Annotated in this window: 13 protein-coding genes; 7 read left to right on the top strand and 6 right to left on the bottom strand. The window is 71.4% G+C overall.

What is annotated here, in order from left to right; translation table 11 throughout:
* Positions 1–8: 8 nt before the first annotated feature.
* Together ABZ260_RS34970 and ABZ260_RS34965 are read right to left on the bottom strand one after the other, a co-directional pair.
* Entirely contained in the window at positions 9–920 is a 912-nt protein-coding gene (locus tag ABZ260_RS34970) for a serine/threonine-protein kinase (RefSeq protein ID WP_355626227.1), read from the bottom strand.
* Positions 921–1,200: 280 nt separating this feature from the next.
* Positions 1,201–2,304 carry an alpha/beta hydrolase fold domain-containing protein gene (locus ABZ260_RS34965; RefSeq protein ID WP_355626225.1) on the bottom strand — a complete coding sequence of 368 codons (1,104 nt, stop codon included), beginning with the start codon at positions 2,302–2,304 and terminating at the stop codon, positions 1,201–1,203.
* 231 nt (positions 2,305–2,535) lie between these two features.
* On the opposite strand from ABZ260_RS34965, the gene ABZ260_RS34960 reads away from it, so the two are divergent.
* From ABZ260_RS34960 to ABZ260_RS34950, 3 genes are read left to right on the top strand one after another with little or no spacing between them, the layout of a single operon-like run.
* Positions 2,536–3,390: an ABC-2 family transporter protein gene (locus tag ABZ260_RS34960; protein ID WP_355626229.1), complete on the top strand. Its 855-nt coding sequence runs from the start codon at positions 2,536–2,538 to the stop codon at positions 3,388–3,390.
* A 36-nt stretch (positions 3,391–3,426) separates the two neighbouring features.
* Positions 3,427–4,212 (top strand): ABC-2 family transporter protein, encoded by a 786-nt coding sequence (locus ABZ260_RS34955; RefSeq protein ID WP_355626223.1) that lies wholly within the window; start codon positions 3,427–3,429, stop codon positions 4,210–4,212.
* A gap of 3 nt (positions 4,213–4,215) precedes the next feature.
* Entirely contained in the window at positions 4,216–4,965 is a 750-nt protein-coding gene (locus ABZ260_RS34950) for an ATP-binding cassette domain-containing protein (RefSeq protein WP_355562236.1), read from the top strand.
* Between the two features lie 27 nt (positions 4,966–4,992).
* On the opposite strand, the gene ABZ260_RS34945 is transcribed toward ABZ260_RS34950, so the two are convergent.
* Positions 4,993–5,472, bottom strand: coding sequence for a hypothetical protein (locus ABZ260_RS34945; RefSeq protein ID WP_350920404.1), 480 nt, complete (start codon positions 5,470–5,472; stop codon positions 4,993–4,995).
* A 104-nt stretch (positions 5,473–5,576) separates the two neighbouring features.
* Between ABZ260_RS34945 and ABZ260_RS34940 the strand changes: the two genes are divergently transcribed.
* Together ABZ260_RS34940 and ABZ260_RS34935 are read left to right on the top strand one after the other, a co-directional pair.
* Positions 5,577–6,131, top strand: coding sequence for an MFS transporter (locus ABZ260_RS34940; protein ID WP_355626220.1), 555 nt, complete (start codon positions 5,577–5,579; stop codon positions 6,129–6,131).
* A gap of 42 nt (positions 6,132–6,173) precedes the next feature.
* On the top strand, positions 6,174–6,917 hold the full coding sequence (locus ABZ260_RS34935) for a YcnI family protein (protein ID WP_355626219.1): 744 nt from the start codon (positions 6,174–6,176) through the stop codon (positions 6,915–6,917).
* A gap of 206 nt (positions 6,918–7,123) precedes the next feature.
* Here ABZ260_RS34935 and ABZ260_RS34930 read toward each other — a convergent pair whose 3' ends face one another.
* From ABZ260_RS34930 to ABZ260_RS34920, 3 genes are read right to left on the bottom strand one after another with little or no spacing between them, the layout of a single operon-like run.
* Positions 7,124–8,074, bottom strand: a complete 951-nt coding sequence (locus ABZ260_RS34930; RefSeq protein WP_355626217.1) for an ABC transporter permease — start codon at positions 8,072–8,074, stop codon at positions 7,124–7,126.
* Positions 8,075–8,087: 13 nt separating this feature from the next.
* Positions 8,088–9,107, bottom strand: coding sequence for an ABC transporter ATP-binding protein (locus ABZ260_RS34925; protein ID WP_355626215.1), 1,020 nt, complete (start codon positions 9,105–9,107; stop codon positions 8,088–8,090).
* A 5-nt stretch (positions 9,108–9,112) separates the two neighbouring features.
* Positions 9,113–10,255, bottom strand: coding sequence for a DUF2092 domain-containing protein (locus ABZ260_RS34920; RefSeq protein ID WP_355626213.1), 1,143 nt, complete (start codon positions 10,253–10,255; stop codon positions 9,113–9,115).
* Positions 10,256–10,448: 193 nt separating this feature from the next.
* Here ABZ260_RS34920 and ABZ260_RS34915 point away from each other — a divergent pair, with 193 nt between their 5' ends.
* Positions 10,449–11,123, top strand: a complete 675-nt coding sequence (locus ABZ260_RS34915; protein WP_326640903.1) for a response regulator transcription factor — start codon at positions 10,449–10,451, stop codon at positions 11,121–11,123.
* The coding region (locus tag ABZ260_RS34910; RefSeq protein ID WP_355626211.1) for a HAMP domain-containing protein at positions 11,113–12,077 on the top strand (965 nt) is incomplete at its 3' end. The genes ABZ260_RS34915 and ABZ260_RS34910, both read left to right, overlap by 11 nt.

The raw sequence follows: 12,077 nt of genomic DNA, 5'->3' as shown, positions 1-12,077 counted from the left end.
CTCGGCCGTCAACGGCACCAACCCCACCGCGGGTCCCGCGGGGAGCGGCGGCTTCGGCGGCATGCGGGGCGGCTTCCCCGGAGGTCCCACGGGTCGCCCACACCACCCGCGGCGAGCAGCGCGCCGAGCAGGTCCGCGGCCCCTGGCCGGTCGGCGGGGTCCTTGGCCAGGGAGGCCTCGACGGCCGGGCGCAGCAGCGCGGGCACCGAGGCCACCCTCGGCGGCTCGACCATGATGCGCCGGGTCAGCACGTCCGCCTCACCCGTGCCGAAGGGATGGTGGCCGCCGGCCGCGTAGGCCACCAGGCAGCCCCAGGCGAAGATGTCGGAGGCGGGCAGCGCGAGCCCGCCGGTGAGCCGCTCCGGGGCGACCCAGCCGGGACTGCCCATGACCTGCCCCGCCTGCGTGTGCGCGGCGAGGACGTCGATGTCCCTGGCGATGCCGAAGTCGATCACCCGCGGACCGGTGTCCGACAGCAGCACGTTGCCCGGTTTCAGATCCCGGTGGACCAGCCCGGCCTCGTGCACCGCGACCAGCGCGGCGGCCACCCCCAGGGCGACGCCGTAGGCCAGGTCGGGGGTGAGCGGGCCGTGCGTGGAGACCACCTGGGAGAGCGCGGGGCCCGGAACGTACTCCGACACCAGGTAGGGGCGGTCCTTGTCGGTGCCGTCCTCGATCACCGCGGCGGTGCAGAAAGGCACCACTCTCCGGGAGAATCTCACTTCCTCGGCGAAACGGGCGCGGAGCGTGGCATCGTTGAGGTGCATCGGGTGCGGGGTCTTGATCGCCACCACCCCGCCCTGCGGGTGCTGGGCCAGATAGACGATGCCCATGCCGCCCGTTCCGAGGCGGCCGAGCAGAAGGTAACGGCCGATGATGACCGGGTCCCCGACGGTCAGCGGCCGCACACCGGTCGGCAAGCCGCTTATGGGACCTGTTCCCCCACGTGCCATCCTCGTTGAGCCTCTCGTGCGCGGGCTACGGCAAGCACACTGTGACGGGATTCGAGCGCCCTTCGCTGCCGACAGGCCAGAAGGGATATGAGAGGTAAGACGAATGATCCCTGGGGGTAAGAAATCCGTGGTGCGCGGGATGCCTTTGCGCCTGGACGGGACGGCGTGACCAGCGGGAAAGGCCCGCGCGGCTGAACACCGCCGGACATCGAAAACCCGGACCGCGGCGGGTCCGCCGCCCCCGCGCTCAGGCCGCCGCGGAACCGGACTGCGCGGGCGGGGTCCCGAGAGCGGAGGCGTCCCCGGCGGGAAGGCCGGACACGGGAAGATCCGAGGCCAGGAGATCCTGCGCGGCGAGGCCCTGGTCGGGTACGTCCTGGGCGAGCAGGTCCCGCGCGGAGACCTCGCCGGCGGGCGGGAGGTCCTGAGCGGCGGCGAGAAAGCGGGCGATGTGCGAGTAGACCTTGCGGGCCTCGGGGACGACGTCGGCGAGAATGGCGAAGACGTGCGGCATACGGGGCCACTCCTCGTACGTGACCGGCACCCCGGCCGCACGGGCCCGCTCGGCCACCCGGCGGCCCTCGTCGCGCAGCACCTCGGTGGAGCCGGTGACGACCATCAGCGGCGGCAGACCGGTGTAGTCACCGAGGACCGGGGAGAGCAGGGGGTCATGGGGGTCGAGACCGGCCGTCCAGCGGCGGGCGAGCCAGTCGACGCGGCCGGCCGGGATCAGCGGATCGAGCATCCGGTTGACCCTGCGGGGCGCACCGGTGAGATCCGTCCACGGCGACAGGCACACGGCGGCGGCCGGCAGCGGCATGCCCTGGTCGCGAAGCGCCAGGAGCGCGGCCAGGGTGAGGTGACCACCGGCCGAGTCCCCGCCGAAGACGATGTCGGCGGGGTCGTAGTCCTGCTCCAGCAGGCACCGGTAGGCGGCGATCGCGTCCGCGAGCGCCTCGGCCGGCCTGTGCACCGGGCCCTGGCGGTAGTCGACCGCCAGCACCGGCCGCCGGGCCGCGGCCGACAGGCGCCAGGTGATCGGCCGGTGGGTGACCGGGGAGCAGGCGAAGTAGCCCCCGCCGTGGAAGTAGAGCAGGACCTTGCGCTCGTCGAGCTCCTCGCCCGCGCGGACCCACTCTCCCGGACACGGCCCGGCCTCGTCGGGCGTCACACGCACATGGATGGGCAGGCGGAGCGGAACCCTGCCCGCCAGAGCCACGATGCGCGAGGCCGCGACGAAACCGATGTCGGTTCTCAGCAGCAGCTGGGAAGCGGGCTTGAAGGTGCCGCGCATGATCGCGTTGAGGGTCGCGGCCTGCCAGCTGAAGGGGTAGGCCGGACTGACGTCCATATCTATCTCATGGCGCATGGGGGACCTCCACAAAAGGACATTCCCCTCATAACATACTTTTATCGGCGATTCTACATATCGAGCAGATTGCAACTATGTATCGCATCGGTATACAACACGCTGGGGACACGACCGAATCCAGGTGAAATCCCGACGAAAGCCCGACATCGGACCGGGCCACCACCCGCCGCCCGGATCCCGTGACCGGCTCGCACCCGCTCATCGCCAAAAATCCGTTGCCCCTCCCCAGACCACCCAGGAGGATGGGAGGGCCGTTCTGACGCCCACCGGGAGGCAGCCTTCCTGCTCTACGCGCGTATCGCCGGATACGGCTTCCGCCGCCACTCCACCTACCGCGCCGCCGCCGTCGCCGGAGCCTTCACCAACACCGTCTTCGGCATCCTCCGCGCCTACGTCCTGATCGCCCTCTGGCAGGCCCGCCCCGGCCTCGCCGGGTACGACCTCGCCGACGCCGTCACCTTCTGCTTCCTCAGCCAGGCGTTCATCGGCCCCATGCAGGTCTTCGGCGGCGGCCTGGAACTCTCCGAACGCGTGCGCAGCGGAGACGTGGCCCTGGACCTGGTCCGCCCCGCCTCCCTGCAGATGTGGAGCCTCGCCGACGATCTCGGCAGGGCCGCATACCTCTTCCTGCTACGCAGCCTGCCGCCGACGGCCGTCGGCGCCGCGCTGTTCGGCCTCGTCGCGCCGGCCGACCCGGTGACCTGCCTCTCCTTCACAGCCGGCCTCATCCTGGGAGTGGTCGTCAGCTTCGCCCTGCGCTACCTGGTGGCGCTGTCCGCCTGCTGGGTGGTCGACGACCGGGGCGTGCAGTCGCTGTCACTGGTGACAACGCTCTTCTTCAGCGGCATGGTCCTGCCACTGAACCTCTTCCCCGGCTGGCTCGGCACCCTGGCCGAGGCGCTCCCGTGGTCGGCCATGGTGCAGGTACCCGCCGACCTCTACCTCGGCAAACGAGACGTCCTGGAAGCCCTGGGGTTCCAGCTCGCCTGGGCGGTGGCACTACTGGCCCTGGGAGCCCTGGCCACGGGCGCCGCCCGCAGGAAGGTCGTGATCCAGGGTGGTTGACGGCACGCGGAGGACCACCGGGACGGGCGGCCGACGGTGAGGACGTACCTCCTGCTGGCCTGGACCTGGCTGAGAGCCTCGGCACAGTACCCGGGGCCGCTGATCATGATGATGCTGGGCTCGTTCGCGGTCAACGCGCTGGACGTGGCGGCGATCTTGGTGATCTTCGAGCACACCGGGTCGCTGGGCGGCTTCGGCCTGGCCGAGGTGATGTTCCTGTACGGCACCTCCGGCCTGTCCTTCGCCCTGGCCGACATGCTCTTCGGCAACCTCGACCGGCTCAGCCAGCACATCAGGAGCGGCAGCTTCGACACCATGCTGATCCGCCCGGCGAGCGCCTTCACTCAGATGGCCGTCGACCGCTTCAGCGTGCACCGCTTCGGCAGGACGGCACAGGCCGCCGTCGTGCTCGCCGTCGCCCTGCCCCAGCTCGGCCTCTCCTGGAGCAGGATCTGGATGATCCCGCTGATGGTCCTGTGCGGGGTCGTCATCTTCGCCTCGGTCTTCACCCTCGGCGGCGCCATGCAGTTCCTGCTGACCAACGCCCCCGAGGTGGCCAACGCCTTCACCTACGGCGGCAGCACCCTCACCCAGTACCCGCTGAGCGTCTACGGCTCCGAGCTCGTCAAGGGCGTCACCTTCGTCGTGCCGCTGGCGTTCGTGAACTGGCAGCCCGCGCTGTTCGTGCTCGACCGCGAGGACCCCTTCGGCCTGCCGTACTGGCTCCGTTTCGCCTCGCCCTCAGCGGCCGTCGCCCTGGCCGCCGTCGCCGCCCTGGCCTGGCGGGCGGGCATCCGCCGCTACCGCTCGACGGGAAGTTGACACATGATCGAACTCGACCGGGTCGGCCGCTCGTTCACCGTGGGCCGCCGCAGGGCCAAAAAGACCGTGCACGCCGTACGGGATCTGTCGTTCAGCGTGGAAGCTGGGGAGTTCGTCGGCTACCTCGGCCCCAACGGCGCGGGCAAGTCCACGACCATCAAGATGCTCACCGGCATCCTGGCGCCGACCTCCGGCAGCATCCGGGTGGCCGGGCTCGATCCGACGCGTCGCCGCACCGCGCTGGCACGCAGGATCGGGGTGGTGTTCGGCCAGCGGACGACCCTGTGGTGGGACCTGCCGCTGCGGGACAGTTTTGAACTGGTCCGGCACCTTTACAAAGTAGATCAAAAAGACTTCCGGCGACGGCTGACCGAGCTGACCGAACTCCTCGGCCTCGCCGGCTTCATGGGCACTCCGGTCCGCCAGCTCAGCCTCGGCCAGCGCATGCGCGGCGACATCACCGCCGCGCTCCTGCACGACCCCGCCGTGCTGGTGCTCGACGAGCCCACGATCGGCCTGGACGTGGTCAGCAAGGCCGCCATGCGCGACTTCCTGCTCCGCCTCAACGCCGAGCGCGGCACCACCGTCCTGCTCACCACCCACGACCTGGGCGACATAGAGAAGCTCTGCCGCCGCGTCATGCTGATCGACCGCGGCAGCCTGGCCTTCGACGGCACCCTCGACGACCTGCGCGCCACCGCCCCCGGGGAGGCCTCCATGGAGGACGTGGTCGCCCGCCTCTACTCCGCCTGATCCCCGGGAAGGCCGGTGGCCGGAAGCTCAGCGGTAGTCCTGCTCGCCGGACTCCTCGTACTCCTCCTCGTCCCGGAACCGCGGCGCCCAGCGGGAGGGCATCAGCACCGGCAGGAACAGCAGGACGCCGAGGAGGGCGTAGACACCGGTGGTCAGCAGCAGGCCCATGCCGCGACCCGCCTGCAGGAGCAACGGGTGGAAGGTGGGGTCGTCGGGAACCAGCCCCATGGCGCGGCGGACGTCCAGGGCGTAGACCACGGTCCAGGCCAGCAGCACCATCGACGGAACGAAGGTGGCCAGCGGGGAGACCCGACCGGCGACCACCAGGCCGACCAGGAGGCCGATCGCGGCCATCACCCCGAGGGCGATCCAGACCTTCGAGCCGCTCTCCGCGGGAACGGGAAGGGGCGCCAGGCTCGCCCCCGCCTCCTGCACCGCCCAACCGGCGCCGAAGAGCAGCACCGCCGCCATAACCAACCCGACAAGCACCCCAAAAACGTGCCGCATCCCTACCACCTTGGATTGAAGGATCTGTCAGGATCGCGGCCACCATAGCGACAAAAATCTTAAAACGGCAGACATCTCAGAGGCGTGAGAGCATATGGGGCACCATGCGCGCCCGTCTCCCATTACGCCTCACGCGCGCGGCCGCCTTCTCGGCCGTCTGCGTGACGCTCGCCGTCCTCGGCCACGTGGTCGCGGGCGGTTCCGGGCCGGAGCCGTGGGCGGTGGCGAGCGGCGCAGCCGCGGTCATGGCGGTGAGCGTGCTGCTCGCCGGGCGCGAGCGGTCCACCGTGGCGATCAGTACCGTGCTGTCCGTCCTGCAACTGTCCTTGCACGAGTTGTTCCTCCTCGGTGACGCCACCGGGATTCCGGTGGCCCCGCATCCGCACGTCAGGGGGCTGGGCGAGAGCCTCGGCATGCTCGTCGCGCACCTCACCGCGACGCTGGTCACCGGATGGTGGCTGGCCCGCGGCGAGACCGCCCTGTGGGCGCTGCTCCGCTCGGCCCGGCACCGCCTCGGCGCGATGTTCCGGCTGCTGCGGCTCCCGGCCGTGGCCGCGGCTCCGCCGCGTCCCGCCCGCACCCCGGTCACGCCCGTCTTCGCGCGCGCCGTTCTCCGTCACTCCGTCAGCCGGCGTGGTCCTCCACTCCCCGCCGCCTGACCCGCCCCCCGAAATCCTGAAATCCCGAAGTGGAGAACCCCCATGCCGCTTTCCCATGCCCGCCGTCTGGCCACCGTCACCGCCGGTGTCACCGCCCTCACCCTCGGTCTCGCCCTGCCCGTCCTCGCGCACGTCACCATCAATCCCAACAGCGCCCAGCAGGGCGGCTTCACCAAGGTCGCCTTCCGGGTCCCGAACGAGCGTGACGACGCCTCCACGAACAAGCTGGAGGTGACCTTCCCCGTCGACCACCCGCTGGCGTTCGTCTCGGTCAAGCCGGTACCCGGCTGGAAGGTCAAGGTGGTCGAGGGCAAGCTGCCCAAGCCGGTCACCACCGAGTACGGCGAGCTCACCGAGGCGGTCACGAAGGTCATCTGGTCGGGCGGAAAGATCGAACCCGGCCAGTTCCAGGAGTTCGAGGTGTCCATGGGCAAGCTGCCCACCGACACCGACCAGCTCATCTTCCCCACCACCCAGACCTACACCGGTGGCGAGGTCGTCAAGTGGGCGGACGAGCCCAAGGCCGACGGTTCCGAGGCCGAGCGTCCGGCCCCGGTGCTGAAGCTCACCCCCGCCTCCGCCGAGGGTGACGGTCACGGCGCCGCCGCCTCCGCGACGCCGTCGGCCGTGGCCGTATCGGCCGCGCCCTCGGTGGCCCCCGCCGCCTCCGCGTCCGAGGGCTCGGACGGAACCGCCCGCCTGCTCGGCGGGGCCGGCCTGGTGCTCGGGCTCGTCGGGACCGTGGTCGGCGCCCTCGGCCTGCGCCGCGGCGGCCGCGCCTCCTGATCCAGCGTGAGACGGCCCCGGAGAGCAGCTCTCCGGGGCCGTCTCGCGTTCTCCGGCGGAACGGGCGAGTCGAGTACGCCACGTACTCCACTCGCACCCGAGCGACCTGCGCCACCGCGAGCTCGCCCTGGTCTGGCATGGGAGCCTGTGGCAGGCGGGCGTGGCCGCGACGTGGCCCCCGGGAGCGTGCCCGGCTGCGCCTGAGCTCAGGCGGTGATGTCCTTGCCGGTGAAGCGTGCCCAGGCGATGGAGCAGAAGACCGCGGCGTAGGCGGCGAAGACCAGCAGGCCCTGCCCCATGTCGCCGGTGGCCACCGGGTCCCGCAGAACACCGTCGAAGCCGCTCCACCACTCGGTGAGCAGGTACGGCTGGAGCGCGGACAGCTGCGGAACGGCTCGCAGGACCTGGGCCACGATGACGATGACCACTGTCGAGGCGATGGCTCCGACGGACACCTCGGTCAGGGTCGACAGGGCCAGTGCGATGGCGGCCAGGGCCGCCATGCCGGCGGTGACGTACAGCACGACGACGCCGATCCGCAGCACCCCGTCGAGGAAGGGGATCGTCCCTCCCGACAGCAGCGTGATCGGGCCCGCCGGGAACAGCACCAGGCCGACCAGGAGCGCGGACAGCGCCACCGCGGTGACGGCGGCCAGGCAGAAGAGGACCACGGTGGCGTACTTGACCGCCAGCAGGCGGGTCCGGCCCGCCGGGGCCGCGAGCAGGTAGCGCAACGTGCCGATGCCCGCCTCCCCCGCGATCGAGTCTCCCGCGACGATCGCGACGGAGACCGGCAGCATCAGCTGCACCAGCAGCGAGAGCGCGGCGAAGGTGAGGAACAACCCGTTCCCGGTGATCTGCTCGAAGATCGCCGGAGCACCGGTCCCGTCCCCGCCGGTCCCGGCGAACATCCGCAGCGCGATGCCGATCAGCATCGGGATCACGGTGAGCACCCCGAGCATGGCGAGGTTTCTGGGCCGCCGGAACGTCAGGCCGACCTCCGAGCCGAGCAGCCGCAGCCACGCCCTGGGGGCGCTCACCGCCCGCGGCGGGGGAATCGGGCGCCCACCGGCGACCTGACCCGCCGTCATGACCGGGTCCCTCCCCTGGGCCGGGTCCTGGTCAGGGGTGGCGCGTGTGACGTTCTCGGTGGACACGGCTTCCTTTCCGCTAACCGTCGACATCGAATCCCTCTCCGGTCAGGCCCACGAACACGTCCTCAAGAGTGGGTCGCTGGACGGCCAGGCCGCGGACGGCGACGCCACTGGTGACCAGCGCGGCGCATACCTGCTCCGGCAGGCCGGCTCCCAGTGCCGCGCTGACGTCGCCGTCACCGAGACGGATCTCCGGCAGGCCGAGTCCGGCGAGCACCGCCGCCGCCGCCTCGACGTCGGGGGTCTCCACCCGGATCCTGACCGTCTCCGATGCCCGCAGGTCGGCGATGGGTCCCTGCGCGACCAGCCGTCCGGCCCGCATGACCGCGACGTGGGAGCACATCTGCTCCACCTCCGCCAGCAGGTGGGAGGAGACGAAGACGGTGGTCCCCTCGGCGGCGATCTCCTTGACCAGGCCGCGCACCTCACGGGTGCCCTGCGGGTCCAGCCCGTTGGTCGGCTCGTCGAGGATCAGCAACTCCCTGGGGCCGAGCAGGGCGGCGGCGATGGCCAGCCGCTGGCGCATGCCGAGCGAGTAGGCCCGGTAGCGCTTGCCCGCCGCGGCGGCCAGGCCCACCCGTTCCAGCGCGAGTCCGATCCTGGCCGAGACGGTGCGCGGGTCGGCCGACGGGTCGGCGGCGTCATAGCGGCGCAGGTTCGCCTCGCCCGACAGGTAGGGGTAGAAGGCCGGCCCTTCGACCAGCGCTCCCACCCTCGACAGCACGCCGCCCACCCCGCCGGGCATCGGCGTGCCGAGCAGCCGCCACTCGCCCGCCGTCGGCGCCACCAGGCCGAGCAGCATGCGGATGGTGGTGGTCTTGCCCGAGCCGTTGGGGCCCAGGAAGCCGAACACCGACCCGCTGGGCACGGCGAGGTCGAGGGCGTCCACGGCCACCTGCCCGCTCCCGAACCGCTTGGTCAGCCCGCTGGTGACGATGGAGAGCTCCGCGCCGGGCGCCTCTCTCCGGGCACCGCCCCCCGGATCCCCGACACGGGATCCGGGGACGTCCACCGCGAGCCCGGCGTCTGTCGGCATCCGGCTCATTTCCGACCGGCCGCCTCGGACAGTTTCTCCGGGGTGACGGCGCCGACCAACAGGCGGCCGTCGTCGGTCAGCAGCGCGGAGACCAGCTTGGTCTGGATGACCTTGCCGCTGCCCCAGGTCCCGCTGATCGGCTTGGCCGACTTCAGCAGGGCGTCGCCGATCGCGCCGACGCCCGCCCCCGCGGATTCCTCGCCCTGGCCCGATCCCTGGCCGGTGAGTTCCTGCTCGGAGACGGGGATCACCGCGACCGTGGTCCAGCCGTCGCCGACGGTGCTGATCTCGCCCCTGAGCTTCTCCGCGTCCTTGAGGTTCTCGTCCTGCTCCGGCCCCCGCTCCTTGAGGATCTCGGCGATCGACGTCTCCTCGACCTTGGCGCCCGCGGGCGGGGTGAAGGTGAAGTTCTCCGCGGCGGGCGGGGAGAAGGTGACCGAGGTGAAACCGACCTCGAAGGCGGGCTCGGCCGCGCTCCTGGCGTAGACCTGGACCCGCAGCGGGACCAGGGTCTCCCCGTCCAGCGCCAGCTTGACCTCCTTGACCAGGGACGAGGTGTCCTTGGGCGCGAACGCGAGCTGGTAGGCCGCGCGGTCGGCGACCTTCTCGGTGTTGCTCACGCTGACCACCGTGTCGGCGCCGACCCGCTGCAGCAACTGCTGGGCGAGCTGCTGCGGCGTGGTCGCCGTGGGCAGCGCCTCGTGGGCGCGGGCCGCTTCCTCGCCCTGTTCCCCGCTCCCGGCCTTGACCCGGGTGGCCTTGTTCTCGTCGCTCTGCCACAGCCAGATCTGGTCGCCGTTGGTGATCAGGTCGGTCTCGCTCATCCGGCCGGGAAGGGCGAAGCGGACCTTGTCCGCCCCTCCGTACCAGACCTTGAGCTCGTGCGAGCCCGAGAGCAGGGCGATGGGCGAGGACCCGCCCATGCCCGGCACCTCCGGCAGTCCCGGCAGCCCGAGTGAGGCGGTCTGCATGACGGTGCCCGACATGGGTTTCAACCCGGCCCGGCCGGCCTGGGCCGCGCTCGCGAGCAGCTGCTCGGCGGTACGCTCGGGCAGGACGGGATCCCCCTGGACGGCGGCGATGACCGGCCCGGCTCCGATGGCTCCGGCGATCACCGCGACCGCGGCGGCCGGCACGGCCCACCTCACTGCGCGTCCACGTCTCGCTCGTTCTGACATCTCATTCCTCCACGCTATGCCGTCAGTGCCTGTGAACAGCAGCCTGCGGGACGGCTCCTGTGCCGAGGCTGAGACAGACTGAGAGGGCTCACAGGATTCTCAGCCACCTCTCAGGCCTGGTGGTCGAGGATGGGAACGTCCAAGGTGAGAGAAGAGGTGGATCATGCGGGTTCTCGTCGTGGAGGACGAGCGGCGGATGGCCGCGGCCCTGCGGCGGGGGTTGCAGGCCGAGGGGTTCGTGGTCGACCTCGCGCACGATGGGGAGGACGGCCTCCACCAGGCCAGGCACGGCGAGTACGACGTGATGGTGCTGGACATCATGTTGCCCAGGATCTCCGGCTACAACGTCTGCAAGCAGCTGCGGGCGGAGGAGAACTGGGTGCCGATCCTGATGCTGTCGGCCAAGGACGGCGAGTACGACATGGCCGACGGGCTCGACCTCGGCGCCGACGACTACCTGACCAAGCCGTTCTCGTACGTGGTGCTGGTGGCCAGGCTGAGGGCGCTGCTGCGGCGCGGCGCGCACCGGCGCCCGTCCGTGCTGAGGGCCGGGGACCTGGCACTGGATCCGGCGCGGCGGCGCGTCACCAGGGGCGAGACGCCGGTGGAGCTGACACCCAGGGAGTTCGCGCTGCTGGAGTTCCTGATCCGCCACCACGACGAGGTGGTCTCCAAGACGGAGATCCTGGAGCACGTCTGGGACACCTTCGACACCGACCCCAACGTGGTCGAGGTCTACGTCGGCTATCTGCGGCGCAAGATCGACGTGCCGTTCTCCAGGAACGCGCTGCAGACGGTGCGGGGAGCGGGATACCGGCTGGCCGGCGATGGTGGCTGAGACGGCGGCTGCTCCCGCGCCCCGGCCCCGCCAGGCTCCTCCGGCCGACCCGCCCCCGGCGACCGGCGCGACACCGGGGGGAAGGCGTCGCGCGGTCGGCCTGTGGCGGCGCCGGAGCCTGCGCTTCCGGCTGACCGCGGTCGCCTCGGCCGTGCTGGCGGTGGCACTCGCGGTCTCGGCGTACGTGATGATCGGTGTGCTCCGCAACGCGCTGCTGAGCACCATCGACGACTCGATCTACCAGCGGGCCAGGGAGACGGTCTCGCTGGCCGACGCCGAGCGGCTGCCCAACGAGGTGACCTCGCCGGACGGCACGCTCCTGCAGGTGATCGACGGCGCGGGGCGGATCACCCACACCACCGCCGGCACCGACCGGCTGGTGCCGCTGCTGAACGCCGCCGACCGGGCCGAGGCGATCGGCGCGGCCGAGGCTCGCTTCCTGGACGGGAAGCCGTACGGCATCCCGCACGTGCTGCGAGTCCGGGTGCTCAGCGCCGACGGGGGAAGGACGGTGATCGCGGCGCGCCCCTTCAGCGAGGTGCAGACCAGCATCTCCACGGCCGGGCACGTGCTGCTCGTCGGCACGCCGCTGCTGCTGATCCTGCTCGCCGGGGTCAGCTGGGTGATCATCGGCGGGACCCTGCGGCCGATCACGGCACTGCGCCGGGGCGCGGAGGAGATCACCGACACCGCTCGCTCCCATCGCCTGCCGGTGCCCGAGGCGCGCGACGAGGTGCACAGCCTGGCCACGACGCTGAACGCGATGCTGGCCCGGCTGGAGAAGGCGGACATCCGGCAGCGGGCCCTGGTCTCGGACGCGGCGCACGAGCTGCGCAGCCCGCTGGCGAGCATCCGGCGTGGCGCTGATCAGGGCGATCAGCCCGTAGCCGAGACCGATACCGACCAGTGTCCCGGCCAGCGACGCGAGCACCCCGACGACGGCCGCCTCGCGGC

Origin of the sequence: Streptosporangium sp. NPDC006013 (assembly GCF_040614275.1) — a bacterium.
In the GTDB taxonomy this organism is placed as follows: domain Bacteria; phylum Actinomycetota; class Actinomycetes; order Streptosporangiales; family Streptosporangiaceae; genus Streptosporangium.
The sequence above is the reverse complement of the archived record's forward strand: the minus strand, read 5'-3'. Positions and strand labels throughout refer to the sequence as shown.

Bases quoted from the DNA above. Each gene is read 5' to 3' on its own strand.
- ABZ260_RS34950 (WP_355562236.1), top strand. From the start codon at position 4,216: ATGATCGAACTCGACCGGGTCGGCCGCTCGTTCACCGTGGGCCGCCGC.
- ABZ260_RS34965 (WP_355626225.1), bottom strand. From the start codon at position 2,304: ATGGACGTCAGTCCGGCCTACCCCTTCAGCTGGCAGGCCGCGACCCTC.
- ABZ260_RS34945 (WP_350920404.1), bottom strand. From the start codon at position 5,472: ATGCGGCACGTTTTTGGGGTGCTTGTCGGGTTGGTTATGGCGGCGGTG.
- ABZ260_RS34935 (WP_355626219.1), top strand. From the start codon at position 6,174: ATGCCGCTTTCCCATGCCCGCCGTCTGGCCACCGTCACCGCCGGTGTC.
- ABZ260_RS34915 (WP_326640903.1), top strand. From the start codon at position 10,449: ATGCGGGTTCTCGTCGTGGAGGACGAGCGGCGGATGGCCGCGGCCCTG.
- ABZ260_RS34940 (WP_355626220.1), top strand. From the start codon at position 5,577: ATGCGCGCCCGTCTCCCATTACGCCTCACGCGCGCGGCCGCCTTCTCG.
- ABZ260_RS34925 (WP_355626215.1), bottom strand. From the start codon at position 9,107: ATGCCGACAGACGCCGGGCTCGCGGTGGACGTCCCCGGATCCCGTGTC.